The 26,928-nt window shown below is 64.7% G+C and carries 29 protein-coding genes; 15 read left to right on the plus strand and 14 right to left on the minus strand.

The genetic code is table 11. The features are described from left to right. Complete coding sequence (locus AC1DSD_RS10635) at positions 1–1,140, minus strand: SPOR domain-containing protein (RefSeq protein WP_478029997.1); 1,140 nt, start codon at positions 1,138–1,140, stop codon at positions 1–3. A gap of 255 nt (positions 1,141–1,395) precedes the next feature. Here AC1DSD_RS10635 and AC1DSD_RS10640 point away from each other — a divergent pair, with 255 nt between their 5' ends. Genes AC1DSD_RS10640 through AC1DSD_RS10650 form a run of 3 tightly spaced genes read left to right on the plus strand, consistent with a single transcriptional unit; the run spans position 1,396 to position 4,082 of the window. Next, positions 1,396–2,121, plus strand: coding sequence for an AAA family ATPase (locus AC1DSD_RS10640; protein ID WP_478029998.1), 726 nt, complete (start codon positions 1,396–1,398; stop codon positions 2,119–2,121). A 13-nt stretch (positions 2,122–2,134) separates the two neighbouring features. Next, complete coding sequence (locus tag AC1DSD_RS10645) at positions 2,135–2,740, plus strand: hypothetical protein (RefSeq protein ID WP_478029999.1); 606 nt, start codon at positions 2,135–2,137, stop codon at positions 2,738–2,740. Positions 2,741–2,756: 16 nt separating this feature from the next. Further along, positions 2,757–4,082 (plus strand): SPOR domain-containing protein, encoded by a 1,326-nt coding sequence (locus tag AC1DSD_RS10650; RefSeq protein ID WP_478030000.1) that lies wholly within the window; start codon positions 2,757–2,759, stop codon positions 4,080–4,082. Positions 4,083–4,294: 212 nt separating this feature from the next. On the opposite strand, the gene AC1DSD_RS10655 is transcribed toward AC1DSD_RS10650, so the two are convergent. Beyond that, positions 4,295–5,491 carry a dihydroorotase gene (locus tag AC1DSD_RS10655; RefSeq protein ID WP_478030001.1) on the minus strand — a complete coding sequence of 399 codons (1,197 nt, stop codon included), beginning with the start codon at positions 5,489–5,491 and terminating at the stop codon, positions 4,295–4,297. Next, the gene (locus tag AC1DSD_RS10660) at positions 5,488–6,477 is read right to left on the minus strand and encodes an aspartate carbamoyltransferase catalytic subunit (RefSeq protein WP_478030002.1); all 990 of its coding nucleotides are present in this window, start codon (positions 6,475–6,477) and stop codon (positions 5,488–5,490) included. Before AC1DSD_RS10660 ends, AC1DSD_RS10655 begins: the two co-directional genes overlap by 4 nt. Positions 6,478–6,601: 124 nt before the next feature. Between AC1DSD_RS10660 and AC1DSD_RS10665 the strand changes: the two genes are divergently transcribed. After that, the gene (locus AC1DSD_RS10665; protein WP_478030003.1) at positions 6,602–7,504 is read left to right on the plus strand and encodes an AraC family transcriptional regulator; all 903 of its coding nucleotides are present in this window, start codon (positions 6,602–6,604) and stop codon (positions 7,502–7,504) included. 27 nt (positions 7,505–7,531) lie between these two features. Here AC1DSD_RS10665 and ruvX read toward each other — a convergent pair whose 3' ends face one another. Continuing rightward, positions 7,532–8,047: a Holliday junction resolvase RuvX gene (ruvX, locus tag AC1DSD_RS10670; protein ID WP_478030004.1), complete on the minus strand. Its 516-nt coding sequence runs from the start codon at positions 8,045–8,047 to the stop codon at positions 7,532–7,534. Then, positions 8,044–9,195 (minus strand): DUF3089 domain-containing protein, encoded by a 1,152-nt coding sequence (locus AC1DSD_RS10675; RefSeq protein WP_478030005.1) that lies wholly within the window; start codon positions 9,193–9,195, stop codon positions 8,044–8,046. The genes ruvX and AC1DSD_RS10675 overlap by 4 nt, the downstream gene beginning before the upstream one ends. Before the next feature lie 86 nt (positions 9,196–9,281). Between AC1DSD_RS10675 and gatC the strand changes: the two genes are divergently transcribed. Together gatC and gatA are read left to right on the plus strand one after the other, a co-directional pair. Continuing rightward, positions 9,282–9,569, plus strand: coding sequence for an Asp-tRNA(Asn)/Glu-tRNA(Gln) amidotransferase subunit GatC (gene gatC, locus AC1DSD_RS10680; RefSeq protein WP_478030006.1), 288 nt, complete (start codon positions 9,282–9,284; stop codon positions 9,567–9,569). After that, positions 9,569–11,053: an Asp-tRNA(Asn)/Glu-tRNA(Gln) amidotransferase subunit GatA gene (gene gatA / locus AC1DSD_RS10685; RefSeq protein ID WP_478030007.1), complete on the plus strand. Its 1,485-nt coding sequence runs from the start codon at positions 9,569–9,571 to the stop codon at positions 11,051–11,053. The genes gatC and gatA overlap by 1 nt, the downstream gene beginning before the upstream one ends. A 61-nt stretch (positions 11,054–11,114) precedes the next feature. Here the strand turns inward: gatA and AC1DSD_RS10690 are convergent, their stop codons facing one another. From AC1DSD_RS10690 to AC1DSD_RS10700, 3 genes are all read right to left on the minus strand, one after another. After that, complete coding sequence (locus tag AC1DSD_RS10690; RefSeq protein ID WP_478030008.1) at positions 11,115–12,416, minus strand: acetamidase/formamidase family protein; 1,302 nt, start codon at positions 12,414–12,416, stop codon at positions 11,115–11,117. Between the two features lie 157 nt (positions 12,417–12,573). Then, positions 12,574–12,783, minus strand: coding sequence for a hypothetical protein (locus AC1DSD_RS10695; RefSeq protein WP_478030009.1), 210 nt, complete (start codon positions 12,781–12,783; stop codon positions 12,574–12,576). Between the two features lie 95 nt (positions 12,784–12,878). Then, the gene (locus AC1DSD_RS10700) at positions 12,879–14,114 is read right to left on the minus strand and encodes a cysteine desulfurase-like protein (RefSeq protein WP_478030010.1); all 1,236 of its coding nucleotides are present in this window, start codon (positions 14,112–14,114) and stop codon (positions 12,879–12,881) included. A gap of 110 nt (positions 14,115–14,224) precedes the next feature. On the opposite strand from AC1DSD_RS10700, the gene AC1DSD_RS10705 reads away from it, so the two are divergent. Genes AC1DSD_RS10705 through AC1DSD_RS10725 form a run of 5 tightly spaced genes read left to right on the plus strand, consistent with a single transcriptional unit; the run spans position 14,225 to position 17,040 of the window. After that, entirely contained in the window at positions 14,225–15,253 is a 1,029-nt protein-coding gene (locus AC1DSD_RS10705; RefSeq protein WP_478030011.1) for an aspartate-semialdehyde dehydrogenase, read from the plus strand. A gap of 32 nt (positions 15,254–15,285) precedes the next feature. After that, a complete protein-coding gene (locus AC1DSD_RS10710; protein ID WP_478030012.1) occupies positions 15,286–15,546 on the plus strand; it encodes a FitA-like ribbon-helix-helix domain-containing protein in 261 nt (86 codons plus the stop codon). Further along, the gene (locus AC1DSD_RS10715) at positions 15,546–15,959 is read left to right on the plus strand and encodes a type II toxin-antitoxin system VapC family toxin (RefSeq protein WP_478030013.1); all 414 of its coding nucleotides are present in this window, start codon (positions 15,546–15,548) and stop codon (positions 15,957–15,959) included. Before AC1DSD_RS10710 ends, AC1DSD_RS10715 begins: the two co-directional genes overlap by 1 nt. Beyond that, positions 15,956–16,606, plus strand: a complete 651-nt coding sequence (locus AC1DSD_RS10720) for a DsbA family protein (protein WP_478030014.1) — start codon at positions 15,956–15,958, stop codon at positions 16,604–16,606. The genes AC1DSD_RS10715 and AC1DSD_RS10720 overlap by 4 nt, the downstream gene beginning before the upstream one ends. Next, positions 16,603–17,040 carry a GFA family protein gene (locus tag AC1DSD_RS10725; RefSeq protein ID WP_478030015.1) on the plus strand — a complete coding sequence of 146 codons (438 nt, stop codon included), beginning with the start codon at positions 16,603–16,605 and terminating at the stop codon, positions 17,038–17,040. Before AC1DSD_RS10720 ends, AC1DSD_RS10725 begins: the two co-directional genes overlap by 4 nt. 12 nt (positions 17,041–17,052) lie before the next feature. On the opposite strand, the gene AC1DSD_RS10730 is transcribed toward AC1DSD_RS10725, so the two are convergent. From AC1DSD_RS10730 to AC1DSD_RS10740, 3 genes are read right to left on the minus strand one after another with little or no spacing between them, the layout of a single operon-like run. After that, entirely contained in the window at positions 17,053–18,630 is a 1,578-nt protein-coding gene (locus tag AC1DSD_RS10730) for a DHA2 family efflux MFS transporter permease subunit (RefSeq protein WP_478030016.1), read from the minus strand. Beyond that, positions 18,623–19,717 carry an HlyD family secretion protein gene (locus AC1DSD_RS10735; RefSeq protein ID WP_478030017.1) on the minus strand — a complete coding sequence of 365 codons (1,095 nt, stop codon included), beginning with the start codon at positions 19,715–19,717 and terminating at the stop codon, positions 18,623–18,625. Before AC1DSD_RS10735 ends, AC1DSD_RS10730 begins: the two co-directional genes overlap by 8 nt. Continuing rightward, the gene (locus AC1DSD_RS10740) at positions 19,710–20,162 is read right to left on the minus strand and encodes a MarR family winged helix-turn-helix transcriptional regulator (protein WP_478030018.1); all 453 of its coding nucleotides are present in this window, start codon (positions 20,160–20,162) and stop codon (positions 19,710–19,712) included. The genes AC1DSD_RS10735 and AC1DSD_RS10740 overlap by 8 nt, the downstream gene beginning before the upstream one ends. A gap of 82 nt (positions 20,163–20,244) precedes the next feature. Here AC1DSD_RS10740 and AC1DSD_RS10745 point away from each other — a divergent pair, with 82 nt between their 5' ends. From AC1DSD_RS10745 to AC1DSD_RS10760, 4 genes are all read left to right on the plus strand, one after another. Next, a complete protein-coding gene (locus tag AC1DSD_RS10745; RefSeq protein WP_478030019.1) occupies positions 20,245–20,688 on the plus strand; it encodes a GFA family protein in 444 nt (147 codons plus the stop codon). Then, the gene (locus AC1DSD_RS10750) at positions 20,669–21,430 is read left to right on the plus strand and encodes an alpha/beta fold hydrolase (protein ID WP_478030020.1); all 762 of its coding nucleotides are present in this window, start codon (positions 20,669–20,671) and stop codon (positions 21,428–21,430) included. The genes AC1DSD_RS10745 and AC1DSD_RS10750 overlap by 20 nt, the downstream gene beginning before the upstream one ends. 56 nt (positions 21,431–21,486) lie before the next feature. After that, positions 21,487–23,316, plus strand: a complete 1,830-nt coding sequence (locus AC1DSD_RS10755; protein ID WP_478030021.1) for a M2 family metallopeptidase — start codon at positions 21,487–21,489, stop codon at positions 23,314–23,316. 283 nt (positions 23,317–23,599) lie between these two features. Then, complete coding sequence (locus AC1DSD_RS10760; RefSeq protein WP_478030022.1) at positions 23,600–24,118, plus strand: hypothetical protein; 519 nt, start codon at positions 23,600–23,602, stop codon at positions 24,116–24,118. Positions 24,119–24,133: 15 nt separating this feature from the next. On the opposite strand, the gene AC1DSD_RS10765 is transcribed toward AC1DSD_RS10760, so the two are convergent. From AC1DSD_RS10765 to AC1DSD_RS10775, 3 genes are all read right to left on the minus strand, one after another. Further along, on the minus strand, positions 24,134–25,570 hold the full coding sequence (locus AC1DSD_RS10765; RefSeq protein WP_478030023.1) for an AMP nucleosidase: 1,437 nt from the start codon (positions 25,568–25,570) through the stop codon (positions 24,134–24,136). A gap of 58 nt (positions 25,571–25,628) precedes the next feature. Next, positions 25,629–25,952 (minus strand): hypothetical protein, encoded by a 324-nt coding sequence (locus AC1DSD_RS10770; protein WP_478030024.1) that lies wholly within the window; start codon positions 25,950–25,952, stop codon positions 25,629–25,631. Between the two features lie 140 nt (positions 25,953–26,092). Beyond that, a complete protein-coding gene (locus AC1DSD_RS10775) occupies positions 26,093–26,575 on the minus strand; it encodes a redoxin family protein (RefSeq protein WP_478030025.1) in 483 nt (160 codons plus the stop codon). Between the last annotated feature and the right edge of the window lie 353 nt (positions 26,576–26,928).

Raw genomic sequence — 26,928 nt, forward strand, 5'->3', positions numbered from 1 at the left:
TTACGGATTGACCGGTACGCACTCCGACCCGGCGCGCTTGACCGCGCCGCACAGCCGCACCGCATCGGCCTGCGAGCGGATCGGTCCAGCCTGGAGCTTGGTGATCGGCCCGACGCGACGCAGATAAGGCTGCATGCCGGCAAGTCCGCCGACCTGTCCCTTGAGCCGCGTCCACAGAGCCTTGGCATTGCCCTCGTCGCGGAAGGCGCCGAACTGGACGCGCCAGCCGCCGCCGCTCGCAACCGCTACGGGTTCCGGTGCAGGCCGGACGGGCGCCGGCTTCGGTCGAGGGGCAGGCGGGACTGCATAAACAGGAGGCGGATTGCCGGCCGGCCCGGGATTATAGGCAGGTGACGGATTGTAGCTCTGCGGCGGATTGGCCGTGAGGACCGGCGGCTTGTTCTTGCCCGGCCTGGGTGCCTTGCCGGGCGCCGGATAGCTGGTACCGGGCAGACCATAAACTGGCCCCGGCGCCGAAGACGGTGGAACGTCGGTCGATGCGATGCCGGGGCCAGCCGGGCCGCCGCCGGTAATCTCGGACGCATAATTGCCGTTGTTCGCGACCTGCGTGTCCATCTTGCGCGCGAGTTCGATGCCGCGCTGGCGCTGGTCGGCGGGAATATATTTGTCCATTTCGGCGAGCGTCTGCGATCCCTGCGGCAAGCCGGCGCCCGACGAGCGCGTCATCAGCGCATAAGCGCGTACCCAGTCGCGCTCGATCCCGTCGCCGTTGAACAGCATCGTGCCGAGTACCAGTTCGGCCCGCGGCKCGCCGCGGCCGACCGATTTCTCGAGCCATGGCACGGCATCGGCGCGCTTGCCGTCCTGGAACAGCGCAAGACCGTAATTGTCTTCGGCCTGCGCATGGCCCTGCAGCGCGGCTTTGCGATACCAGCTTTCCGCCATCTGCAAGTCGACCGGCACGCCGCGTCCGAGCTTATAGGCCTGGCCCAGATTGAATTGCGCGTCGGCGTCGCCGGCGATCGCGGCCTTGCGCCATTCGTCGACTGCGGCCTTATAGTCGCCGCGGTTCCAGGCATCGACCCCGGTCTTGGTGTCGGCCATGGCCGGCGCGCCGATGGCGATGGTCGCGGCGATTGTCGCAAGGGAAAGCGCCGCAGCGCCGATCAGCGTTCGCATGTTTACTCGTGTCCCGCCCAACTGCACCGGTAATGAATATCACGCTCTAGCGGTTGAATGGCAAAGAAAAGGTTAGCCACGAGTCTGTTTGAAAACTCGCGGAAGAGCGGGCTGGTGCCGCGAAACGCACTCTCGGCGCGTTTTCAAACAGACTCCACGATCGTTCCAGGTCCCAACTGAATATCACGCCGTTAACCTGTTCTTAGCTCGCACCGTGGCACCTCGCTTCCCGAATAGCGGGGAGTAATAGGATCAATGCGCGTTCTCGCGATGGCATCGCAGAAGGGCGGATCGGGCAAGACGACGCTGTCTGGGCACCTTGCGGTGCAGGCACAGCTCGCCGGAGCCGGCCCTGTCGTGCTGATCGACATCGACCCCCAGGGATCGCTGTCGGATTGGTGGAACGAGCGGGAAACGGAATTTCCCGCCTTTGCCCAGACCACTGTTGCGCGGCTTGCCGCCGATCTCGAAGTGCTGCGCCAGCAGGGCTTCAAGATGGCGGTGATCGATACGCCGCCCGCCATTACCATGGCGATCCAGAGCGTCATCCAGGTGGCCGAGCTGATCGTCATTCCGACGCGTCCGTCGCCGCATGACTTGCGCGCCGTCGGCGCCACGGTCGATTTGTGCGAGCGCGCGGGCAAGCCGCTGATCTTCGTGGTCAACGGCGCGACGCCCAAAGCCAAGATCACCTCGGAAGCCGCGGTCGCGCTGTCGCAGCACGGTACGGTCGCGCCGATCACGATCCACCATCGCACCGATTTCGCCGCCTCGATGATCGACGGCCGCACGGTGATGGAAGTCGATCCCAAGGGCCGCTCGGCTGCCGAAATCACCGAGCTCTGGGCCTATATCTCCGACCGTCTCGAAAAGAATTTCCGTCGCACGGTATTTGCCGCGCCGACGGCGATGCAGCATCCCGGCTTCGGCGCGCGTCCGCAGGCCGGCGGTGGTGGCTTCGGCCGCCGAGTGATGAGCTGAGGGCGGCGCGATGATGAGCGAACCCAAGCCTTTTGCCTCTTTGTCTTCCGGCCTGCTCGCCCGCAAGGGTCAGGCGCGTCCGGCGATGCGTCCGCAAGGTTTCACCGGCGGCTATGCCTCGCTGGCCGGGATCGAGGATCTCGGCTGGAACGACATGGGTCATATCCCCGAGCCGATGGCCGACATCCATCCGCTGCACGAGGATGACCAGATCCAGCCGCCGCCCGAGGGCGTGCCGCCTGTCCTGGCGCAACGCCATGCGCTGAAGCAGGAATTCGAGCCGGTCCTCGAGGAATTGGCGGGCGAGGAGGCTGAGGTTTCAGTCGAAGCGCCGGTCGAGACGCTGGTCACCGCGCCTGTCCCCGTGCTCGAGACGTTCGAACCCCGCCCGATCTCGGTCGCGGCGGCGGGCCGGATCGCCCGCGCCACGCAGCATAAGCACAAGGCGGCCTTCACCTTGCGTCTGGACGAGGAGCGCCATTTGCGGCTGCGCCTCGCCAGCGCGGTCAGCGGTCGTTCGGCCCAACAGATTGTTACCGGGGCGCTCGACGCCTTTTTGGAATCGCTGCCCGAAGTCGCCGAGCTGGCACGCCAGCTCCCGACGCGGGTCAAGGGGTGAATTGGGGGACGTTGCGATGAAGTCGAAGCGATTGACGATGGGCCTCTCGGCGGTCGCGCTTTGCGCTGCTTTGGGTGGCATCTATCAGGGCGCCGCGCTGGCCGGCTCGAAGTCGAGCCAGGTCGATGACAATGCGGCGGCAGCGGATATTGCCAAGGCACGCAAGGCGCTTGCGGACCGCCAGGGCAACAACGCGGTACGCTGGGCCGAGGCCGCGGTGGAACTCCGACCGCAAATCGCCGACTACCGCGCCGTGCTCGGTCAGGCCTATTTGCTGGCTGGTCGCTTCGCCTCGGCTCGCACTACCTTCAATGATGCGCTGACGCTGTCGCCGGGCGATGGCAAGGTCGCGCTCAACATGGCACTCGCCCAGATCGCCGAGGGCGATTGGACGGGCGCGCGCCAGACGCTCGACAGCAATTCGGGATCGATTCCGGTCAGCGATCGCGGTCTCGCCATGGCGCTCGCGGGCGATCCGACAAGCGCAGTCAATCTGTTGTTGCCGGTCGCGCGCCAGCCCGGTGCCGACGCCAAGCTGCGGCAGAACCTGGCCTTGAGCCTGGCGCTGGCCGGCCGCTGGCAAGATGCTCGCGTCGTTGCGGCGATGGATCTGTCCCCGACCGATGCCGACAAGCGCATCGTCGAATGGGCCGCCTTCGCGCGTCCCGCGTCGCGCTACGACCAGGTCGCGGCGCTGCTCGGTGTCACGCCGGCGGCCGATCCGGGCCAGCCGGTCGCGCTCGCGCTCAACGCCAGCACGTCGGTTGTCGCCAGCGCTCCGGCGCCGGTAGATGCCTATATGCCCAAGTCGTCAGCCGAGATCGCGGTCGTTGCCGCGCCGGTCGAGCCCGGTACGATCACGCCCGCTCCCGTCGTCGCGGCCGCGCCAGCGGTCAGCACCGTCGTGTTCGGCCCGCGTGCCGAAGTCGTTCAGCCGCTGCCGGTGCAACCGGCGGTCGGCAGCAAGGCGCCGCTGATCAAGGCGCCGAAATCGGCCATCAAGGCCGCAGCATTTATGAAACCCATGGTTGCTCCTACCACCCCGGGCGCTTCCAAGGTCAGCGTGAGCAAGGGCAATTTCTATGTCCAGCTCGGTGCCTATGACAGCGCGGGCGTTGCCCGTGATGCCTGGGGCCGAGCCTCACGTGCTTATTCCGGCTTCGCTGGCCATGCCCCGACGGGCATGTCGGTGACGGTCAACGGCAAGAACTTCTATCGCCTGTCGGTCGGCGGGTTCGACCGCGCCGGCGCGGCGCAGCTCTGCGCGAATTATCGTGCGAAAGGCGGCACCTGCTTCGTCCGCGAGAATGCCGGCGATCAGGCGGTGAGCTGGAAGAAGTAAAATAGATCCCTCTCCCGCTTGCGGGAGAGGAGGGGCCCGCCGCGTAGCGGTGGGAGGTGAGGGTCTTCTTACTTCCTTTTGGCGTCGACCGCCTAGAAGAAGGAAGAAGACCCTCACCCAACCTGCACCGGGTGAACAGCGCCCCGCGCTGTTCAGGTCATGCCGGGGGCATGACCGACCCGGTGCACCCGCAAGCGGGAGAGGGCTTTTTCTTAAGCGCTGATCTCCTTCCCGCCCTTCCACAGGCGGAGCACCTTTCCCTGGGTCGGTAATCCGTCGAACGGCGTGTTGCCGGCCCTTGCTGTCATGGCCTCCCCGCGAATCTGCCAAGATGCTTGCGGATCGAGCAGCATCAGGTCGGCAGGTTGGCCGGACATTAGCCTGCCGGTATCGACGCCCAGCACCTTGGCCGGATTGACTGCCAGCATCTCGAACAGCCGCTCGATCGGCAGGCCGAATCCCAGACTGAGCGCGAGCAGCGTCTCCGCGCCCGACGCTCCGGGAGAGGCATCGGCGAACGGCAGCCGCTTTTCCTCGGGTCCACGCGGATCGTGGCCCGAGCATAGTATGTCGATCGTCCCGTCCGCCAGCGCGACCAGAGCGGCCTTACGGTCTTCCTCCGAGCGGAGCGGCGGCGATAAATGCGCGAAGGTGCGGAAATCGCTCATCGCATTGTCGGACAGCAACAGATGGGCAGGCGTGATCCCGCACGTCACCCGAACGCCGCGACGCTTCGCCGCGCGCACCAGGTCGAGCCCGGCCGCGGTCGTCACCTGACGGAAATGCAGCCGCGCACCGGTATCCTCCGCCAACGCGATGTCGCGCGCGATCGCCAGTGCCTCGGCCACGGCCGGCGCGGCGGGCAGGCCGAGCCGCGTCGCGGTCTCGCTCTCGGTCGCGACGGCATTGCCGGTCAGGCCGCCATCTTCCGCATGCGTTACAACGGTCAGGTCGAGGTCGCGCGCATAAGCCAGCACTTTGCGCATCACGCCCGAATCGGCGATCCAGCGCCGTCCGGTGCCGACCGCCTTGGCGCCCGCGCCTTTCATGATCGCCATTTCGGCTAGGTCTGTGCCCAGCAATTCCTTGGTTGCCGCCGCGATGGGGTGGATCCACAACAAAGGCTTGCCGACCAGCGACGAGCGCTGGACGATGCCCGGGCCGTCGAGCACCGGCGACTGATCGGGCATCAGCCCGACGCGGACGATGCCGCCGGCGCGGAACGCCTCGCGGTCGATCGCGAACACGCCGAGATCGACGATCCCCGGCGCAAGCAACTTGCCGCGGCAATCAATGGTCTCCGCGTCGGGGGCAGTGTCGACGATGCGGTCGCCGACGACGTGCAATTCGCCTTCCGCGACGCCGTCGGGCCGCACGATCCGGGCATTGACGAAGCGGAGCGCGGTCATGCCCAGCCCTCCACCTTGCGCGCCCGCCGGGTCAGCACGTCCAGGCACGCCATTCGCACGGCAACGCCCATCTCGACCTGCTCGGTGATCGCCGAGCGCTCGATATGATCGGCGACGTTCGAATCGATCTCGACCCCGCGATTCATCGGTCCGGGGTGCATCACCAGCGCATCGGGCTTGGCGAGCGCCAGCCGATCGAGCGTCAGGCCGTAGCGCAGATGGAATTCGCGGGTGGAAGGAATGAACGCCCCCGCCATCCGCTCGTTCTGGAGGCGCAGCATCATCACCACATCGGCACCCTCGAGCGCGGAGTCGAAATCGGCGTACGGCGTCACCCCCATCCGCTCGATGGCCGCGGGCATCAAAGTTGCCGGCGCCACGACGCGGACTTCGGCAGCGAGTGCGGTCAGCGCCAGGATATTCGACCGCGCGACGCGGCTGTGCAGGATATCGCCGCAGATCACCACGCGCTGTCCGGCGATGCTGCCACGCCGCCGCCGGATCGTCAGCGCGTCGAGCAGCGCCTGGGTCGGGTGTTCGTGGCTGCCGTCGCCGGCGTTGAGCACCGGGCAATCGACCTTGCCGGCGATCAGCCGGACCGCGCCGGAGCTCGAATGGCGAATGACGATGACGTCGGCGCGCATTGCGTTCAGCGTCATCGCGGTGTCGATCAGCGTCTCGCCTTTTTTCACGCTCGATTGCGCGACCGCCATGTTGACGACATCGGCGCCCAGCCGCTTTCCGGCGATTTCGAACGAGAGAAGCGTTCGCGTCGAATTTTCGAAGAACGCATTGATCAGGGTGAGACCCGCGAGGCGCTTGTCGGGCTTGGCGCGATTGCGGTTCGCCTCGACCCATTGCTCCGCTTCGTCGAGCAGGAAGGCGATCTCATGGGGCTGGAGGCCGGAGATACCGGTCAGATGCCCGTGCGGAAAGACGGCGCCGCCCTCGATAAGGGCCGCGGGACGATGATCGGAAGGTTGCATTAAAGCCGTCGCCTAGACCCGCTTGGGCAGGGGCGCAAGCGCGCAACCAAGGTTGATCTGCATCAGCCCATTATGGGCTTTCGCTGTTGCCGACTTTTGGACAGAATGGACTGGAAGGAGACACATGACCGGTCCGTCAGCGACCAGCACGCCACCGGGCGCGCCGGAAATCCGCTTCTACCTGCCTGCGGAAGGGCTGCGTCCGCTCGTCACCTCTTATTATTTCCTCGAGTCGGCCGGACCGCTGGTCGATTTCACCCATCCGGAATGGGCCAATATCCGATTCGCGCTCAACGGCGTGTGGCGATTTGAAGGCGACGAGGCTCGAGAAACGATCGACCCGCCCAGAGCGGTATTGTTCGGGCCGACCGACCGCGCACGACGGTTCGCGACCGATAGCGGACTGGTGCTTGGCGTCGGCCTGACGCCGCTCGGCTGGTTGACGCTGATCGGCGAGGATGCGTCGGACTTCGCGAACCTCGCCGTCCCGCTCGACCGCCAATTGGGTCCGTCGGGCTCGGCCATTCGTGCGCGGCTGCTCGAAGCGCGCACCGACGCCGAGCGCATCGCGATCCTCGATTCGATCCTCGGCGCGCAGCGGGAGTCGCAGAGCGCCTATTGCGCGCTCGCCGTCCAGGTGCAGCAGGCGCTGCTGTCGGGCACAGTCGACCATGTCGGGGATCTTGCCGAGCAGCTCGGGATCGAGCAGCGCACGCTGCATCGCGTCTGTACCGCGGTGTTCGGGTTTCCGCCGGTGCGGTTGCTGCGCCGTCAGCGCTTCCTGCGGACTCTGGCCAAGGTGCGCGACCAACTCGACCAGCCGCTCGGCGAACTGATCGATCCGGGCTATTACGACCAGGCGCATTTCAATCGCGACTTCAAGGCCTGCATGGGGATGACCCCGCTCGCCTATTTCCGCTTGCCGCGCGAGGCGCTGCGCCGGGCGGGAGAGGAACGCCAACGCGTGCTCGGCGCACCGGTGCAGGGGCTGCACATTGAGCAGGACGAGGCCGGGCAGGGGGATTAGGTTTAGAAACTAAATAAGCCGTTGTTCTTAAATCGATCCGTTTTCCAAATTCGTCATCCCAGCGAAAGCTGGGATCTCAAGCGGCATCGCGTCACCGCCAGAGACCAACATCGGGTCGGATCGTCCCCCGGACGATCCTTGAGCATGCGGGGCATGCTCAACCCGATGTTCTTTCGCTGGGGTGACGGGAGGTGCGCTGGGGTGACTCGACCAGCGCTCGTCCCAGAGCAGGATCGGCAGGCCGAGATCGGCGATGTTGCGCGCGAATGCCCGGGTCGATTGGGTGCGCGGCGAATCGGTGCCGTCGAGATTGAGCGGCAGGCCGACGACGATGCCCTTGACCGACTGCGCCGCCGCCAGCGCCGCGAGCACCGCCTTGTCCGCGGTGAACTTGGTGCGGCGGATCAGTTCGGCCGGACTGGCGAAGCTCCAGCCCGCATCGCACAAGGCGGTGCCGATCGTCTTCGTCCCGACATCGAGCCCGAGCAGGCGCCCGCCATCGGGCAAAGCGGCACGGAACGCGACTCGATCCTCGGTGATCATCGGGTCTTCGCGGTTGGGACAGGGGTGGAGGCCGTCACGGGCTTGCCACCAGTGAAGGTCGCGAAGCGCCGCGCAGCGTCGTTTCGGACGTTCACCCAGAACATCGAATAATCGAACACATGGTAATTGTTGCCGGGCAGGACATAGCCGCCGAGGTTGACCGGCTCGCCGATCGACAGGAAGCCGCGTCCGAAACATTTGGCGGGCACGCCCGGCACGCCCAGGGTCGCGCTGCCCAAATCCTTGGATGGGATCAGCGTCCCGAGATTGTCTTTCCCTTCCGCGGTCGCCCCAGGCGTGCCGGTGATCGGATTGGTGCAGACCATGTCGGTGTCCTTGCGCGGCTTGCCGTCGAACCCGATGGTCGCGTCGTAGACATCGGTAATCATCGACGGATCGGCGGGCTCGGCGAAGCTCTGCCACGACAGGATGCACCCGGCCTGCTCGGCTGTCGCGCATTCGGGCAGGCCGAGGGCTGGGAGGTCATTGGCCTTCGAGATCGGCCAGCCGACGACATACGCCGCGACGATCCGCTTCGCGAGCGGCTGACCCGCGACGCGCTCACGCAGCAGGCGTTCGAGGTGGAGGGCGCCCTGGCTATGCCCGGCCAGGATGATCGGACGATCTGGGCCGACCTCTTTGAGGAATTCGTCGAACGCCGCGAGTACGTCGCGATAGGCGAAATCCAGCGCCTTCTGCGCCTCGGCCTGGCTCGTCAGGAAGGCGCCGAACGTGGCCTGGCGATAACGCGGCGCCCAAATCTCGCCGATCTCGTTGAACGCCGACGCCTGACCACGCAGGAAGACCGCGGCGGTGTTGTTGGCCTGGGCGTCGTCGAGCGGTGCATTCCAATGCGCGCGGTCGATGTACGAGGTAGGATGGATGAAGAAGACCGCGGCTGTCGGTTTCTCGCCCGGCTTGAAATCGGCTGGAGTCCACAAAGCCGGATTATTCGGAATGTCGGGCCGCGCGAACCACATGTCGGCCTTTTCGTAGGCCTGTTCGGGCGTGATTGGTCCGCCTTCGAATTGTGCGCTGGGGATCAGCGCCGCTTTCATCACCTGGCCGGGATAGAGCCGATAAATGAAGAGGCACGCGACCGCGACCAGGATAAGGAAGAGGACCAGATAGACGAATTTGCGGGCCAAGAACGTGCTCCGATTGCCGTCCGGGTCCCGTGCCTGATCGTCGCGGCGGTTGCAATCGTGGCGGCCGCTCTGCTAGCCGCGCGGCCATGTCCGTAGACGCTGCAACCGTAAAGAAGATCGCGAGCCTCGCTCGCATCGCGATCACCGACGAGGAAGTCGCGAAGATCGCGCCCGAACTCGACAACATCCTGGGCTGGATCGAGCAATTGGGTGAGGTCGACACGTCGTCGGTCGAGCCGATGACCGCGGTTATCGCCAATACGCTGCGCCTGCGCGACGACATCGTCACCGATGGCGGCAAGCGCGACGCGGTGCTGGCCAATGCGCCCCAGGCCGAACACGGCTTCTTCACCGTGCCCAAGGTGATCGAATAATGACCAATCTCACCGATCTTGGCGTCCGCGAGCTTCGCAACGGCATCCGCGCGGGCACTTTCTCGGCGCGCGAAGTGGCGGATTCGTTCATCGTCGCGGTCAGCAAGGCGAAGCAGCTCAACGCCTTTCTGGTCGAAACCCCCGATCATGCCATCGCCGCGGCCAACGAAGCCGATGCGGCGCGCGCGGCGGGCGAAGCGCTGAAGCCCTTGGCCGGCGTGCCGATCGGCATGAAGGACCTGTTCTGCACCAAGGGCGTGCAGTCGGCGGCGGCGAGCCATATCCTCGAAGGGTTCAAGCCCGAATACGAATCGACCGTCTCGCAGAAGCTCTGGGACGCGGGCGCGGGCATGTTGGGCAAGCTCAACATGGACCAGTTCGCGATGGGATCGTCGAACGAGACCAGCTATTTCGGCAACGTCATCTCGCCCTGGCGGCGTGCCGATGGCGGCAATGCACCGCTGGCTCCCGGTGGATCGTCGGGCGGCAGTTCAGCCTCGATCGCGGCGCGGCTCTGCCCCGCAGCGACCGGTACCGACACCGGCGGCTCGATCCGCCAGCCCGCCGCGTTCACCGGGATCGCCGGCATCAAGCCGACTTATGGCCGCTGCTCGCGCTGGGGCATCATTGCCTTCGCCTCGAGCCTCGACCAGGCCGGGCCGATGGCGCGCGACGTGCGCGATTGCGCGATCATGCTCGAGACGATGAGCGGGTTCGACGCCAAGGATTCGACCAGCCTCCAGCTCGACGTGCCGAAGTGGGAAGCTGGGCTCAATGCCAGCCTGGCGGGCAAGCGCATCGGTATCCCCAAGGAATATCGCGTCGACGGCATGCCGGCCGAGATCGAGGCTTTGTGGCAGCAGGGCATCGACTGGGTGAAGGATGCCGGCGCCGAGGTGGTCGAGGTGTCGCTGCCGCACACCAAATACGCGCTGCCGGCTTATTACATTATCGCGCCCGCCGAGGCGTCGTCCAACCTCGCGCGCTATGACGGCGTACGATACGGGCTACGCGACCTGCCGGAGGGCGCGAACCTCCAGGAAATGTACGCCGCGACCCGCGCCGCCGGCTTCGGGGCGGAGGTCAAGCGCCGCATCCTGATCGGGACCTATGTGCTGTCGGCGGGCTTCTACGACGCTTACTACACCCAGGCGCAGAAGGTCCGCACGCTGATCGCGCGCGATTTCGACCGGGCCTGGGAGACGTGCGACCTGCTACTCACCCCGACCGCGCCGTCGGCGGCGTTCGCGCTGGGCGAGAAGTCAGCCGATCCGATCGCGATGTACCTCAACGACGTCTTCACCGTGCCGTCGAGCCTCGCCGGCCTACCGGCGATGTCGGTGCCGGGCGGTCTCGACAAGGCCGGGCTGCCGCTGGGGCTCCAGGTGATCGGCAAGGCGCTCGACGAGCAAGGCGTGCTCGACGCGTGCCTCGCGATCGAGGAGCGCGCGGGGTTCAGGGCACGGCCTGGAGCTTGGTGGTAAACCGAGAAGGGGAGAGCTGCCCGGTGCGGCTTTGCTCTCGATTACCCGACCGCCGCGGACATTATTCGCCTTGGCGCTTGGGTAGCCGGGCCTTGTCGATCCGGGCCGCGACCCCGACGCTGCGGCCCGCCAGGTTGGGCACGCTGAAGCGGACCGACGTGCCGATCACCTGCGCGGCCTCGGAGAGCGTCAGGCCGTAATCCTGCTGCAGCCACTGGATCAGGCCGCCGCTTGCCGCCTTGAGTGCTTCGTCGAGTGATCCCGCCTGGCCGAGCACCATTAATTCGGTGGGCGACTCGACCCGGGGCATCGCGATTGCCTTGCTTTTGATCAGCTCGACGCGCACGACGACATCCATCGATGTCTCCAGCGCGTATTGGCTAGTCTCGCCATCGCCTTGTGCCGCATGAGCGTCGCCCAGATACAGAAGCGCGCCCGGTTGCTGGACCGGCAGATAGACGACGTTACCCGCGACCACTTCGGGAAAGTCCATATTGCCGCCAGCGCGGCCGGTATCGCCGGTCGACAGGGGCGATGAGCCAAAGCCGTTTGCCAATGCCATTCCTCCCAGCATTGGCCTCAACGGCACGCGGTACTCCGCCAGTTTGCCACTTGCGCTTTCGGGTGTTGCGAACCCTTGGCTGCGGTCCAGCCGCCACCGAATGGGTTTGCCCAACGCGCCGGCTTTCGAAGCTAGGCCCGGCGGCAAAGCGCGCGCGACGATCGTGTCCAGGCTGTCGGCCCAATCGCGATTGGGCGTCAGCTTGATGATATGGACCGCAAGCGTGTCGCCTTGGGTGGCGCCCGCAATGAAGAACGGTCCGGTCTGCGGATTGCCGAACAAGGCGCGCGTTTTGCCTGCCGCGTCGATGCCGCCGGAATCGATGGTCGAGGTGCGGATCGTGTCGCCCGGCCACACGGTCAGAACGGGCGCGCGTTCGGCCGAGAAGCTGTTAGCGTAATCCGAGGGCGTAAAATCGATGATGCGCGGACCCCCGGGCGGGCGATCGGGAACGCGGCGGCCCGTCAGGGCGAATCGCAGGCGTTTGTCGGGAAAGTTGTTGTCGGGATAATCGGCAATGCCGCGCAGTGTTCCGTTCACGAGTTGCGCTTCGAAACGATAATGCGCGCCGCGCCCGTCGGTGACCATCAGCGCCAGAGCATTGGCCGAAGAGCTGCCCGTTACCGCATCCCCGTCCCAATCGCCGGTAACCGACGAACCGCTTATGTGAAGGTTGAGGGTGGAATATTCGAGATTGCCGAACCGGTCTACGATGAGAATCCATTGTCCGTCGACTGGCGCCGCGACAGCGGCGGGTGCGGCGATGACGAAAGCAGCGGCGAGCCCGGCGTAGCTGAACATTTATCGTGCCCTCACATACTGACTACACTTGTAATCGTTAAAGTGGGGGGCGCAAGCACTTAGTGGCGGCGTGCCAGCGGTTATGGCAAAATTGCAGGATCCGTTTGTCCCGTTTTGCCACTCATCTTCATTCCGGGCATTTGAGCTTTCTTCGGGCTCAGTTCCGCTCGACCGAATCCAAAATCCGCGCCCCGGCCATGAACACCGCGATCGGGCAGACCGAGAACAGCATCCAGCCGCCGAAACCGGGATATTGCTGGAGATAATGGACCCCGCGCTCGACCGCGCCCAGACCCAGGCCATAGATCACCATGAAGGCCTCGAACTTGGTCTTGATGACGAACAGGCGGGCGATCTTGGCGAACATGCAGGTAGTGAAGCATGAGCTGTGCCAATGGCGGAAATGCGCGGTTTCGGATTAACGAAGATGGTTACCTGTAAATTTACCCGACATCGCTGGCGCTAAATCTCGGTCAGCGCGGCGATCAGCCGGTCGACTTCCTCGGCGGTGTTGTAATGGCATAGACCGACGCGGAGGAGCCCGCCTTTGTCGGCAAGGCCGAGTCGGGCGGCGACTTCGACCGCATAGAAATGCCCCGCCCAGGCGAAGATGCCGCGTTTCGCCAGATGCTGCGCGATCGCCGGCGCGGCATGGCCGGAAAGCGTGAAGGAGAAGGTCGGGACGCGGGCCTCCATCGTCGGCGGGCCCCAGAGCTTGAGGCCGGGGATCGCCGCGAACCCGGCGAGCAGGCGGTCGCCGAGGTCGACCTCATAGGCGGTGGCGGCGGTCATCGCCGCGACCAGCCGCGAGCGCCGGCTGTTCGCGCTGGGATCGGCGAGTTCGCCCAGCCATTCGAGATACGAGATCGTGCCGAGCACGCCGGCCTGGCCCTCGAACGACGGCGTCCCCGTCTCGAAGCGATGCGCGCCGTCATTCCCGGCGGGTCGAACCTTATAGGCACGGACGCGATCGTCGAGGCGCGGGTTCATCCACAGCACGCCCTGGTGCGGGCCGAAGAATTTGTACGGCGAACAGGCGACGAAATCGGCGCCGATCGCGGCCACGTCAGTAACCAAATGAGGAACCGATTGCACTGCGTCGACATAGACGAGGGCGTCGCTCCGCCCACGAACCAGCTTCACCGCCTCGGCGATAGGATTGACCGTGCCGAGCGCGTTGCTCGCGACGCCGAGCGCCACCAATCGCGTCTTCGGTCCCAGCAACCCCGCAAAATCCTCGAGCGTCCAGCGGCCGGTCGCCGGATCGAAATCGAGCCAGCGCACCGTCATCCCGCGATCTTCAGCGACCTGCAGCCATGGCGCGACATTGGCGTCGTGGTCGAGGCGCGTGACGACAAGTTCGTCGCCTTCGCGCCAGTCGCGGGCGAGCGCGCGAGAGACGGCGAAGGTGAGGGTCGTCATGTTCGGCCCGAATGCGATCTCTTCGGGCTGGGCACCAAGCAGGTCGGCGATTGCCGCATGCGCATCGTCAGACAAACGGTCGGTCTCGACCGACGTTGCGAACGGACCGCCGGCATTGGCGGTGCCCTCGCGTAGATGCGTGGTCATTGCAGCGATCGCCGCGTCACATGCCTGGGTGCCGCCGGGGGCGTCGAAATAAGCTGCGGGCTGACCCTCGACGTCGCGCGACAGAGCGGGAAAGCGTGAGCGGATACGGTCGATCGGGAAATTCTGCATCAAGCTGACCTTGGCTGGGTATCAAGAAATTGCGCGCTTCCATTCTCTCGGCTGGGGCCTAAAGAGCAAGCGCCGCCCGATATGGCGGGCATGAAAATGGGATCGATGTGATGGGTTACCGTGTGGTCGTCGCCGGCGCGACCGGCAATGTCGGGCGCGAGATGCTGAATATCCTGGCCGAACGCGAGTTTCCGGCCGACGAGATCGCGGTCGTCGCCTCGGCGCGCTCGACCGGCAACCAGGTCGAATATGGCGACACCGGCCGTATGCTGACCATTAAAAACATCGAACATTTCGACCCGACCGGCTGGGATATGGCGCTGTTCGCAATCGGCAGTGACGCGACCGCGATCCACGCGCCCCGGTTCGCCGCGGCGGGCTGCACAGTGATCGACAATTCGTCGCTCTATCGGATGGACCCGGACGTGCCGCTGATCGTGCCCGAGGTGAACCCGGACGCGATCAACGGCTATATCCGCAAGAACATCATCGCCAATCCGAATTGCTCGACCGCGCAGATGGTCGTTGCGCTGAAGCCGCTGCACGACGCCGCGACGATCAAGCGCGTCGTCGTCGCGACCTATCAATCGGTCTCGGGTGCCGGCAAGGCCGGGATGGACGAACTGTTCGAGCAGTCGCGCAACATCTTCGTCGGCGACCAGGCCGAGGCCAAGAAGTTCACCAAGCAGATCGCCTTCAACGTCATCCCGCATATCGACAAGTTCCTCGAGGACGGGTCGACCAAGGAAGAGTGGAAGATGGTGGTCGAGACCAAGAAGATCCTCGACCCCAAGATCAAGGTCACCGCGACCTGCGTCCGCGTGCCGGTGTTCGTCGGCCATTCGGAAGCGATCAATATCGAGTTCGAGCACGAAATCTCGGCGGCCAAGGCCAAGTCGATCCTGCGCGAGGCCCCTGGCATCATGCTGGTCGATAAGCATGAGGATGGCGGCTACGTCACCCCGGTCGAGTGCGTCGGCGAATATGCCACCTTCGTCAGCCGCGTCCGCGAGGATTCTACCGTCGATAACGGCCTGTCGCTGTGGTGCGTATCGGACAATCTCCGCAAGGGCGCGGCGTTGAACGCGGTACAGATAGCCGAACTGCTCGGGCGCAGGTACCTCAAGAAAGCGGCTTGAGTCTGCTGATAGCAGTGTGATATCATCGAGGCATGGGACAGGTTCTGATCCGCAGCCTCGATGACGAAGTGATCGCCGCCTATCGCGCGGCGGCCGTCGCTAACGATCGCTCGCTGGAAGCTGAATTGCGTGAGGCACTGAAACGTGCCAAGCCGGTCGGCGCGGGCGACCGGCGTGCGTTGGCGATGCGGGTTCGCGACTTGCTCCCCGCCAATATGCCCGGCGAGGATGGCGCGGATATCATTCGTCGGTATCGCGATACGAACGGGGACCGCGAGCCCGATCGTTCCTGATGGCAGTGATCGTTGATGCCAGCGTCGCGTTCAAATGGTTCGTGCCTGAACCCGACAGCGATCGCGCACTGGCATTGTTCGAGACGCCCGAACCGCTGTACGCGCCGGATTTGCTGCTAACGGAAGTCTCGAATGCGATGTGGGCGCGGCTTCGTAAGCTTGACGGCGACCACGGGCCCGTGGTCAAGGCCGCCGCGAGCGCGCTCCCACGCATGCTGACCTTCCTGGTGCCGGTGGTTGAGCTGTTGCCTCGGGCCATCGAACTCGCGTTCGACCTTCAACACCCGATCTACGACTGCGTCTACCTCGCCCTCGCCGAGCGGGAGAAGGCGGCGCTGATAACAGCTGACCGGCGTCTGATCGCAACAGCGGGAAGCGGCAGGCATTCCGCATTGGTGAAGGCATTGGCGTGACTTTGCGCGCGGACCTCTATTTCTCCTTTCGCAGCCCCTATTCGTATCTCGCGCTACCGAAATGGCGCGCGATCGTCCGCGATTATGACCTCTCGATCGATCTCAAGCCGGTCTATCCGCTCGCGATCCGCCAGCCCGATTTCTTCGAGCGCAGTCACCCCAATTGGCTGCGCTACACGATCCGCGACGTGATGCGGGTCGCGCAGCATGAGGGCATTCCGTTCGGGCCGCCCCGCCCAGACCCGATCGTCCAGAATATCGCCACGCGCGAGATCGCAGCCGAGCAGCCGCATATCCGTCGGCTCGTGCGAACTGGCCAGGTGGCCGCGCGACGGGGCAGGGGGTTCGCTTATGCCGATGAAGTGGCGCAACTTGTCTGGGGCGGTGCCGTCGACTGGCACCTGGGCGATCATCTTGCCGGTGCGGCAATGCGCGCCGGGCTCGACATGGCCGACCTCGATGCCGAAGCCGGACGCGACGCAGACGCACTCGACGCCGAAGTCGCCGCCAACCAGGAGGCGCTCGAAGCGGCGGGGCATTGGGGCGTGCCGACCCTGGTCTTCAACGACGAACCCTTTTTCGGACAGGATCGCATCGACCTCGCTATGTGGCGGATGAGGCAGGCCGGGCTGGAGAAACGCGGATGACATTCACCGGGGGCTGTCGCTGCGGCGCGGCGCGCTATGAGCTGGCGGTCGACGCCCTGACCGCGATCTATTGCTGCCACTGCACCGACTGCCAGCGTTGGTCGGGAAGCGCGTTCAGCGAGCAGGCGGTGGTGCCCGAAACCGCGATCATCGCGACTGGCCCGATCGTCGAGTTCACCGTCACCAACGAGAGCGGCGCATTGTCCCACCAGCGCGCCTGCGGCGTGTGTCATAACCGGCTGTGGAACACGAACAGCTCGCGGCCCGGAATCGCGGTCGTCCGCGCGGGCACGCTTGACCACAACCGCGCGCTCGAGCCGCTTGTGCATATCTGGGTCAAAAGCAAGCAGCCCTGGGTGACGATCGCCGAGGACATTCCCTGTTTCGACGAAACCCCTCCGATGGCTGAGTTCGCCGCTATCTTGTCGCGGTGAACCTTGCGCGCGCTATTCGGCGTGCACCACCTCGACCTTGCCCCTGGGCGTCTGTAGCAGCAGGACCAGCGGCAGCACCGCGATCGTGAGCCACGACATCAGGTAGAAATCGTCGATATAGGCGATCATCGCGGCTTGTTGGTTGACCATGTTGTCGACCATCCCGAACACTGCGTCGGACATCTCGCCGAGCTGAAATAGCTGGCCGATGTTGAAACCAGGAACGGCATGATCGGTAATGTGCTGGGCGAGATCGGCATGGCTGGTCTGGATGTTGCGCGCCAGGAACACCGTCACCATCGAAATGCCCGCCGATTGGCCGATCGACCGCATCAGGTTGAGCAGACTCGATCCATCGGTGCGGTAATTCTGCTCGAGCGTCGCAAAGGCCAGGCTGTTGAGCGGCATGAACACCAGGCCCATGCCTAGCCCCTGGATGAAGCCTGACGTAATGACCGGCCAGGAATCCATCTCGAGCGACCAGCTCGCCATCGAGTGTAGCGACCAGGCGAACAATACCAGCCCGATCGCGATGACGATCCGCGTATCGACCTTGCCGATCAAGCGGCCGGCCAGCCACATTGTGAACAACACGCCGACGCCGCGCGGCGCCATCATCATGCCGGTCTGGACCACCGAATAGCCGAACAATTGCTGCAGCATCGGTGGTAGCAATGCCATCGGCGCCATGGTCGAGATCCCGATGATGATCATGAAGAACATCGCCGTCACGAGATTGCGGTTCTTGAACAGATGCCGGTCGAACAGCGGCTTGGCAGCGGTGGCGAGATGGATCAGCGCGATCCACGCCGCGGCGATCGCGATCAGCCCTTCGGTGATGATTTCCCAGCTCGAGAACCAATCCTGGTTCTGACCGCGATCGAGCATCAGCTGGAAGCTCGCCACCGCCAGGCCGACGAACGCGAAACCGGTGAAATCGAACGAGCGCGTCGCCTTCGGCCGCGACGGCAGCAGGAACCACAGGATGGCGAAGGTTAAGGCGCCGACCGGCACGTTGACATAGAACACCCAGCGCCAGTTGAAATTGTCGGTCAGATAGCCGCCGAGCACCGGCCCCAGGATCGGCCCGACCATCACGCCCATGCCCCAGACCGACATGGCCTGGGCCTGGCGTTCCTTGGGATTGATGTCGATCATCGCGGTTTGCGACAATGGGTTGATGAAGGCGGCAAAAATGCCCTGAAAGGCACGGAAGACGACCATCTCACTCAGATTGACTGCGGTCCCGCACAACGCCGAGGCGAGGACGAAGCCCGCGACCGAGATCAGGAACAGATTGCGGCTGCCAAGCCGATCGCTCAGCCAGCCGGTCGCGGGCAGGGCGATCGCGGTCGCGACGATATAGCTGGTCAGCACCCAGGTTATGGTGTCGGTGGTCGCGCCGAGCGCCGCTGTCATGTGCGGCAGCGCGACGTTGGCGATCGTCGTATCGAGGATCTGCATCACCATCGCGCCCATGACGCCGACGGTCAGGAGCGGGCGGTTCGAGGTCGCCAGCAGCGGCGGGCTGAGCGCGGGCTGGGCCGTGCGGGCCGCACTTGGGCCGGCGGGGATCGCCGCACTAGCCATTGGGTTTGGTATCGACCGAGACGTCGGTCGACAGTCCGGTGATCAACGGGCGGTCGGCTTTACAGGCGATCGTGATGCGCACCGGTACGCGCTGCGTTACCTTGACCCAGTTGCCGTTGGCATTCTGCGCTGGGAGGATCGACGCGGACGAGCCGGTACCGGCGCCGATGCTCTGGACCTTGCCGCACAATTTCATGCCCGGATAGGCATCGAACTTCAGCTCGACCGGCTGGCCGACACGCATGTTGGCGAGCTGCGTCTCCTTGAAGTTCGCCGTGACCCAGGGCGACGTCACGACGAGGCTGAGCGCGGGCACGCCCGAAGGGGTGATGTTGCCCACCTGCAACCGGCTGGTCTGCGTGATGATGCCGTCATGCGGCGCGCGCACCACGGTGCGGGTGAGGTTCATCTGGGCCTTGTCGCGATCGGCCATCGCGGCCTGGACCGCGGCGGGAACGCCCGATCCCGCGACGCCGCTGCCAAGCTGGACTTGCGCCTTCTGCGCCGCGGCACGGGCCGTTGCGAGCCGCGCTTTGGCGGCAAGGACCTCGTGCTGCGCGGCGTCGAGCGACGCCTTGGTCGTGAACCCCTTCTTCCACAGGGCATCCTGGCGCTGCCATGTCGCCTGGGCGAGCGCGATGTCGGCATCGGCGCTCTCGATATCGGCGGCGGCGCTTCCGGTGTCGGTTGCCTTGGTCGAGACGTCGACCTTCGCGCTGGCGATCGCGGCATTCGCCTGTTCGAGCGCGATGCGGTACGGCTCGGGGTCGATCACGAACAGGACATCGCCGGCCTTTACCCGCTGGTTCTCCTTTACGCGCACGTCGACGATGCGACCCGACACGTCGGGACTGATCGATACCGTATCCTGCTCGACATAGGCGTTATCGGTGGTCTGATATCGCCCGCCAGTGAGGTAGAAATACCCCGCGACCGCCGCGATCAATAACGGGACGCTGACCATCAGCGCGATCCGCACCCAGCTGCGCTTCTTGGCGACTGGCTGCGGCGCCTCGACCGTTTCGATGACGTTGGCGGCGGCGATCTTTTCGCCCTTCGTTTCTATTTTCGGATCGGCATCAGCCATGGGCGGTCTCGGTCGTACGGGGGGAAGGAAGGATGAGGAGGTTGGCGCGCATGCGCTGAAGCGTCTTGCCGAGCGCCGCTCGATCGGGTTCGTCGATGCCCTGCAGAACCTGATCGAACAGGTCTTCGGCCATGGAACGCAGATCGTCGAGGATCGGTTTCGACTTGTCGGTCAGGAACAATTGCCAGGCGCGGCGATCGGACGGATCGCGACGACGCTCGACCAGTCCCGATTCCTCGAGCCGGTCGATCATCCGGCACAAGGTAATCGGCTCGACTTCGAGCAGATCGGCCAGCGCGCCCTGGTTGAGACCTTCGTGGCGGCTGAGCGTCGTCAGCGTGCGCCATTGCGCGCGCGTTGCGCCGACCTCGCGCGCGCGTTCGTCGAAACGACGGCGCATCAGGCGCGAGACATCGCTAATCAGGAAACCGAGTGAGTCGCTCATAGCGACACATATAATGAGTATGCTTATATAAAATAGTAGCTGACGCAAAATTTTTTTGCGCAGTGCAGCATAGGAGGGATCGGTGGCGAACAGGATGACCGGCGGGTGCCAGTGCGGTCGCATACGCTATGTGGCTGAGATCGATGGCGATGATGCCTATTTGTGCCATTGCCGGATGTGCCAGCGCGCGACTGGCGGGGTATCGATCGCGTTCCGCAACGTGCCCAAGGCCGCGGTGGCCTGGGAGCACGAACCCGACCGCTATCGCTCGTCGCCCTTCGCGCAACGCGGTTTCTGTTCGAACTGCGGGACGCCGCTCACGTTCGAATTCGACGATGGCAACAATCTCGATCTGACCGTCGGCAGTTTCGACGATCCCGGTCGGTTCAAACCGACCAGCCATTTCGGCAAGGAGAGCTGGCATGAGGCATGGCTTGACACCAGCACGCTTCCCGCCAAGCGGAGCGACGAGCATCAGGCTTTGGTCGACAAATGGATGAACAGCGTTGGCAAACTCCCCGATTGAGCCGCAATATTTCGACAGTTTCGACGGCCAGCGCATGGCCTGGCGAGAGGTTGGAGATGGGCGGCCGGTCGTCCTGATCCACGGCTTCTTCTCCGATGCCGAAACCAACTGGATCCGCTACGGCCACGCCGCCGCTATCGCCGGCAAGGGTTTCAGGGTGATCATGCCCGATCTGCGTGGTCACGGGTCGAGCGCGCGGCCGCACGATCCCGCCGCCTATCCGCCCGACGCCTTGGCGCGGGATGGGCACGCACTGATCGCGCACCTTGGCCTCGTCGACTTCGATCTTGGCGGCTATTCGCTCGGCGCGCGGACGACGAGCCGGATGTTGGCGACCGGCGCCGATCCGCGCCGCGTGATCTTTTCGGGAATGGGGCTGGACGGCCTGACTTCGGCCGACCGGCGCGGCGGGCATTTCCGCAATATCCTGACCAACCTCGGCAAGCACGAGCGCAACAGCCCCGAATGGTTTGCCGAGGCGTTCCTCAAGACAACCGGCGGCGATCCGCAGGCGTTGCTGGGGGTGATCGATACGTTCGTCAGCACGCCGATCGAGCAGATCGAGCATTTCGACTGGCCCACACTCTGCGTGAACGGTGCCGATGACGACGACAATGGCAGTGCCGCAGCGCTCGCCGACGCCTTGCCTCACGCCCGCTATGTCGAAGTGCCGGGCAATCACATGAGCGCGGTGGTCAAACCCGAGCTCGGTCAGGCGATCGCCGATTTTCTCGCCGCTTGACCGCGGGCTTCCGGCGGGATCAGTGTCGCTCCGATAAGTTCAGGGAGTCGTTGAACATGATCCGTACCGCGATGGCGTCGGGCCTTGCGCTCGCGCTGGTTCTTTCTGGGGCCGTGGTTCTCGCCACCGCGCCCGACAAGAATGCTCCGGCGACCGCGGCGGATGCGGATACTTTCGTCGCCCGGGCCGAAAAGGATCTCGCCGACATTTCGGTCGATACCAACCGCGCCGGCTGGATCAACGCGACCTATATCACCGACGATACCGATGCGATGGCGGCGGAAGTCAGTGCCCGCCAAACCGAGCTCGCGGTCAAATATGCCGGCGAGGCGGCCAAATATCTCAACGTCCAGGGCCTGTCGCCCGACACGAAGCGCAAGCTCGACCTGATCCGCAACGGCATCACCTTGCCCGCGCCGTCGCGGCCCGGCGCGGCCGATGAGCTGTCGACGATCGCGACGAAGCTCCAGTCCGAATATGGCAAGGGCAAAGGCACGCTCGACGGCAAGCCGATCAACGGATCGGATATCGAGGCAGCGATGGGCACGACCCGCGACCCGGCCAAGCTGAAAGAGATGTGGGTCAGCTGGAACGACAATGTCGGCGTGCCGATGAAGGCCGATTACGCGCACATGGTCGACATCTCGAACCAGGGCGCCAAGGAACTCGGCTATGCCGATGTCGGCGCGATGTGGCGGTCGGGCTACGACATGCCGCCCGACGATTTCGCCAAGATGACCGACCGCCTGTGGAAGCAGGTCGAGCCGCTCTACCTCTCGCTCCACACCTATGTCCGCTGGAAGCTCAACGAGAAATATGGCGATGCGGTGCAGGCCAGGACGGGTCCGATCCGCGCCGACCTGCTCGGCAATATGTGGGCGCAGGAATGGGGCAATATCTACGACGTCGTCGCTCCCAAGGGATCGGGCGATATCGGCTACGATACCGAGGCGTTGCTCAAGGCCAAGGGATATGATCCGATCAAGATGGTGAAGACGGGGGAGGGCTTCTATTCCTCGCTCGGCTTTGCGCCGTTGCCTGACACATTCTGGGCACGCTCGATGATCGTCAAACCTGCCGATCGCGAGGTCGTCTGCCATGCCTCGGCCTGGGACATCGACAATAAGCAGGACGTGCGCATCAAGATGTGCACCAAGGTCAATGCCGACGACTTCGTCACGGTCCATCACGAGCTTGGGCATAATTATTATCAGCGCGCGTATATGAACCAGCCGTTCCTGTACGAAAATGGCGCCAATGACGGCTTCCACGAAGCAATCGGCGATTTCGTCGCCTTGTCGATCACCCCGAACTACCTCGTCCAGATCGGCCTGCTCGACAAATCGCGCGTGCCGAGCGCGGACAAGGACACCGGTTTGCTGCTGCGCCAGGCGATGGACAAGGTCGCATTCCTGCCGTTCGGGCTGCTGGTCGACAAATGGCGCTGGGGCGTGTTCAACGGCTCGATCAAGCCCGATCAATATCAGTCGGCCTGGGACGCGCTGCGGCTGCAATATCAGGGCATCAAGCCGCCGGTCGCGCGCGATGCGTCACGGTTCGATGCGGGCGCCAAATACCATATTCCCGCCAACACGCCGTATATGCGTTATTTCCTGGCGCGACTGCTCCAGTTCCAATTCTACCAGGCGGCGTGCAAGCAGGCTGGCTGGACCGGGCCGCTTCATCGTTGCTCGTTCTACGGCAACAAGGAGGTCGGCGCGAAGCTGCAGAAGATGCTCGAGATGGGGCAATCCAAGCCTTGGCCAGACGCGTTGCAGGCATTCACCGGCAGCCGCGAGATTTCGGGGCAGGCGCTGGTCGACTATTTCGCGCCGCTCAAGAAGTGGCTCGACGAGCAGAATAAGGGGAAACCGAGCGGATGGTGAGCGGGCGCGGTCGCTGAAGGGTATCAGCGCGCGCGCCAACCACAGCCGTCACCCCAGCGAACTCCAGCCGTCACCCCACCGAAAGCTGGGGTCTCAGGCGAAGGTGCGATGCGGCTTGAGACCCCAGCTTTCGCTGGGGTGACGGTTGCGGGAGATGTCCGGAGTGAGACTGAGTTAACCGATCCGCCGTCGGCCCGGTCAGGAATCCGAGTCCTTCGGCTCGCCCTGCCGGCTGCTGCCACGCAAGGTGAACAGCGCCGCTACAGCGCCGATCGCGCCGGCAATGCCGGCAGCGATCCCGCTGCGCTTGGCGATCGTCGCGGCGCGGCTGGGCGTCGATGGCGTGGGAGCGGCCGGCGCCGGCGTTGGAGCGGGCTTTGCCGCAGCCGGCTTCGGTGCCGGTTTCGGCGCCGTCGCCTTGGGCGCAACCGGGGTCTTGGGCTTGGCCGCAGCCTTCGCCGTGGTTGTCTTCGGCGCGGTAGCCTTGGCCGCCGGTTTTGGTGTCGTCGCAGCTGTTGCGCCGGCTGCCTTCGCGACCGGCTTAGCCGTAGCTTTCGGCTTCGCAGCGGCTTTAGCCGGAGCCTTCGAGGCCGCTACGGGCTTGGTTTCCGCTTCTGCTGCAGGCGCCGCCGTCTTCGGCTTGGCCGCAGCCCTCGGCTTTGCGGACGCCTTGGGTTTGGCGGTCGCCTTTGCAGCGGCGGGCTTGGCAGGCGTCTTTTTCGGCGTCGTGGCCATGAGAGATAATCCCCTGTTCTCTTTGGTCGCTAACGTCCGCGCATACCAGATTGTTTCAGGGTCGTGATAGCCCCGTGACAGATCAGCGGAATGGCGGTTCGTTGAAGGCGCGCAATTTGCGGCTGTGGAGCTTGGCGCCTTCCTGGCGGAGCTCCTCGCAGGTCTGGATGCCGATCCGCATATGCTCGTTGATCGCGCGTTCGTAGAAGCGGTTGGCCTGGCCGGGCAGCTTGAGCTCGCCATGGAGCGGCTTGTCCGAGACGCAGAGCAAGGTGCCGTAGGGGACGCGGAAACGATACCCCTGCGCCGCGATCGTCGCCGATTCCATATCGATCCCGACCGCGCGGCTGAGCGAGAAGCGCAGCGCCGATTTGGTGTAGCTCAATTCCCAATTGCGATCGTCGGTGGTGACGATCGTGCCGGTACGCAACCGGCGCTTGAGCTCTTCGCCCGACTGGCCGCTGATCTTCTCCGCCGCCCGCGCCATTGCGACCTGGACTTCGGCGATCGCCGGGACTGGGATTTCGGGTGGCAGCACGTCGTCGAGGACATGGTCGTCGCGCAGATAAGCGTGCGCGAGGACATAATCGCCGATCCGCTGGCTGGGCCGGAGCCCACCGCAATGCCCGATCATCAGCCAAGCTTCGGGGCGGAGCACCGCAAGGTGATCGCAGATCGTCTTGGCGTTGGACGGTCCGACGCCGATATTGACCAGCGTGATCCCCGTGCGATCGTCGGCCATCAGATGGTAAGCGGGCATCTGGTGCCGCCGCCATGCGCTGGTATCGGCCAGCACCGCTTCGATATCGTCGCCCGCGCGCAACAGCACGCCGCCAGCGCCTGAAACTCCGGTGAAGCGGCTGCCCTCGCCGAGCTGGTCGAATGCCCAGCGGACGAATTCGTCGACATAGCGGTGGTAATTGGTGAACAGCACGTAGCGCTGGACATGCTCGGGCGGGGTCCCAGTATAATGCCGCAGCCGCGCGAGACTGAAATCGGTACGCAGCCCGTCGAACAAGGCCAGCGGCCGCGCTTCGCCCGGCGTCGGCAGCCCGTCGGCGATCTCGTCACCGATATGCGCCAACTCGGTCGCCGGGAACCAGCGCGCGAGTTCTACCGCCGATACCTCTTCGAGGTTAAGTGCGTGACTCGGGTCGAGCACGTAAGGGAAGGGGATTTCCTGCCGCCCGGGGACCGCGGAGACCTCGACATCGTAATCCTCGATCAGCAGCGTGAGCTGTTCGGTCAGATAATCGGCATAGATGCGCGGCTTGGTGACGCTGATGCGATAGTCGCCTGCTTCCGACAGCCGGCCGAACGAGCGCAACGGGGTCGGGCGATCATGCTCGCCGCGATAAATCAGGCGGATTTCGGGATAGGCGAACGACCCGTCAGTGCGCGACTTGGGGTCGGGCGTCTTGCCGGTGGTGAGATAGGCGGTCAGCGCGTCCTGGAGGCGTTCGACCGAGGCGGAATAGAGCCGATCAAGTTCGGCGACGATATCGGAAGCCTGCGTCATCCGCTGCAGCTAAAGTACAGGGATGACGCTGGCAAGTCGTGGTCGTTACGCGGGCGCGTCAGTTCTTCTTCGTGGCGCCCTTGGATCCCGTCGTCGCCGTGTCGTCGTCCGACAGGAGTTTCGACGCGCCATAAGCCGCGCCGGCTACTGCCGCGGCAGCACCGGCAGCGATCCCGGCAGCCGCGATCGGATGCTCCTTGGCCGCCGCGACCGCGCTTTCAGCGGCATTGGTCAGCGTCTCCTGCGCCTTGGACAGGAATGATTTGGATTCGGTGAGGGCGGTGTCGAGTGCGCTTTTGGCGGTCTCGATCGCGCCGTCGACAAGCGACGAGTCGGCGGCTGCCGCCTTGGTGTCGGCTGCGGTGATGGTATCGTCGGCCATGGGGATCTCCACAAAAACAGAAAAACAGAACGCCGCGAGAACGCAGGGCGATCCCCTAGCGTTCCCGCGGCCGTGTTCATTTGTTTCGGTTACGCGACGATCCGAGTTGATCCGAGTTGATCAGAGTTGATCAGAGTTGATCAGAGTTGTTCGAGCAAATGCTCCGCCGAGCTGACCTTGAACTCGCCCGGCGCTTCGACGTTGAGCTCTTCGACGACGCCATCGTTGACGATCATCGAATAACGCTGGCTGCGCTCGCCCATGCCGAATTTGGAACCATCGAACGTGAGGCCGACCGACTTGGCGAAATCGGCATTGCCGTCGGCCAGCATGGTGACCTTGCCGGCGGCGTCATTGGCTTTGCCCCAGGCGCCCATCACGAAGGCGTCGTTGACCGAGGTGAAGGCGATTTCGTCCACGCCCTTGGCCTTGATGTCCTCGGCCTTGTCGAGAAAACCGGGCAGGTGGCGCGCCGAGCAGGTCGGGGTGAAAGCACCCGGGACAGCGACAAGAGCGACCTTGCGGCCGGCGAAGAAATCGTCCGAGCTGACCTGCTCGGGACCATTCTCGGTCGCCTTGACGATGGTGGTGGAAGGAAGCTTGTCGCCAACGGCAATGGTCATGTCGTTCTCTCCTCATAGGCGCGTCAACGCGCCGCGCGCCCGGCACTTGGCATCGCTGCCAGGAAATTCAAGCCGTGACGGCGGCGGTCCAACCGGCTTAGGGCCTGTGTTCGATTACTGCGAGGTCGTGACGGAGCCGATTTTGGTGTCCGGCTAGGAGCAAGGAGGGAGCGATGCTTTTAGCATCGTGACCGACGCGCGACGACGTCCGGGCGGCAAAATCGGCCCGCCGCTACGCGGTTGCCCGCAGGAGTCCGCCGAGCGTCGTCGCTTGCTTGCGCGTAGCTGAAGCTACGCGTCTGCGCTGCGCTCCTCGTCGGCGGGCTCCTGCGGGCAATCACGATCCTCGCCTT

The organism is Sphingomonas sp. P4_D12, from assembly GCF_056401895.1.

Excerpts from the sequence above, each read along its gene's own strand:
- AC1DSD_RS10735 (WP_478030017.1), bottom strand. The coding sequence starts at position 19,717 with ATGGCTGATGCCGATCCGAAAATAGAAACGAAGGGCGAAAAGATCGCC.
- AC1DSD_RS10760 (WP_478030022.1), top strand. The coding sequence starts at position 23,600 with ATGCCGGCAGCGATCCCGCTGCGCTTGGCGATCGTCGCGGCGCGGCTG.
- AC1DSD_RS10740 (WP_478030018.1), bottom strand. The coding sequence starts at position 20,162 with ATGAGCGACTCACTCGGTTTCCTGATTAGCGATGTCTCGCGCCTGATG.
- gatA (WP_478030007.1), top strand. The coding sequence starts at position 9,569 with ATGACCAATCTCACCGATCTTGGCGTCCGCGAGCTTCGCAACGGCATC.
- AC1DSD_RS10755 (WP_478030021.1), top strand. The coding sequence starts at position 21,487 with ATGATCCGTACCGCGATGGCGTCGGGCCTTGCGCTCGCGCTGGTTCTT.
- AC1DSD_RS10690 (WP_478030008.1), bottom strand. The coding sequence starts at position 12,416 with ATGTTCAGCTACGCCGGGCTCGCCGCTGCTTTCGTCATCGCCGCACCC.
- AC1DSD_RS10650 (WP_478030000.1), top strand. The coding sequence starts at position 2,757 with ATGAAGTCGAAGCGATTGACGATGGGCCTCTCGGCGGTCGCGCTTTGC.
- AC1DSD_RS10640 (WP_478029998.1), top strand. The coding sequence starts at position 1,396 with ATGCGCGTTCTCGCGATGGCATCGCAGAAGGGCGGATCGGGCAAGACG.
- AC1DSD_RS10770 (WP_478030024.1), bottom strand. The coding sequence starts at position 25,952 with ATGGCCGACGATACCATCACCGCAGCCGACACCAAGGCGGCAGCCGCC.
- AC1DSD_RS10665 (WP_478030003.1), top strand. The coding sequence starts at position 6,602 with ATGACCGGTCCGTCAGCGACCAGCACGCCACCGGGCGCGCCGGAAATC.
- AC1DSD_RS10765 (WP_478030023.1), bottom strand. The coding sequence starts at position 25,570 with ATGACGCAGGCTTCCGATATCGTCGCCGAACTTGATCGGCTCTATTCC.
- AC1DSD_RS10725 (WP_478030015.1), top strand. The coding sequence starts at position 16,603 with ATGACATTCACCGGGGGCTGTCGCTGCGGCGCGGCGCGCTATGAGCTG.
- ruvX (WP_478030004.1), bottom strand. The coding sequence starts at position 8,047 with ATGATCACCGAGGATCGAGTCGCGTTCCGTGCCGCTTTGCCCGATGGC.
- AC1DSD_RS10700 (WP_478030010.1), bottom strand. The coding sequence starts at position 14,114 with ATGCAGAATTTCCCGATCGACCGTATCCGCTCACGCTTTCCCGCTCTG.
- AC1DSD_RS10645 (WP_478029999.1), top strand. The coding sequence starts at position 2,135 with ATGAGCGAACCCAAGCCTTTTGCCTCTTTGTCTTCCGGCCTGCTCGCC.
- AC1DSD_RS10655 (WP_478030001.1), bottom strand. The coding sequence starts at position 5,491 with ATGACCGCGCTCCGCTTCGTCAATGCCCGGATCGTGCGGCCCGACGGC.
- gatC (WP_478030006.1), top strand. The coding sequence starts at position 9,282 with ATGTCCGTAGACGCTGCAACCGTAAAGAAGATCGCGAGCCTCGCTCGC.
- AC1DSD_RS10730 (WP_478030016.1), bottom strand. The coding sequence starts at position 18,630 with ATGGCTAGTGCGGCGATCCCCGCCGGCCCAAGTGCGGCCCGCACGGCC.
- AC1DSD_RS10775 (WP_478030025.1), bottom strand. The coding sequence starts at position 26,575 with ATGACCATTGCCGTTGGCGACAAGCTTCCTTCCACCACCATCGTCAAG.
- AC1DSD_RS10710 (WP_478030012.1), top strand. The coding sequence starts at position 15,286 with ATGGGACAGGTTCTGATCCGCAGCCTCGATGACGAAGTGATCGCCGCC.
- AC1DSD_RS10715 (WP_478030013.1), top strand. The coding sequence starts at position 15,546 with ATGGCAGTGATCGTTGATGCCAGCGTCGCGTTCAAATGGTTCGTGCCT.
- AC1DSD_RS10695 (WP_478030009.1), bottom strand. The coding sequence starts at position 12,783 with ATGTTCGCCAAGATCGCCCGCCTGTTCGTCATCAAGACCAAGTTCGAG.
- AC1DSD_RS10705 (WP_478030011.1), top strand. The coding sequence starts at position 14,225 with ATGGGTTACCGTGTGGTCGTCGCCGGCGCGACCGGCAATGTCGGGCGC.
- AC1DSD_RS10660 (WP_478030002.1), bottom strand. The coding sequence starts at position 6,477 with ATGCAACCTTCCGATCATCGTCCCGCGGCCCTTATCGAGGGCGGCGCC.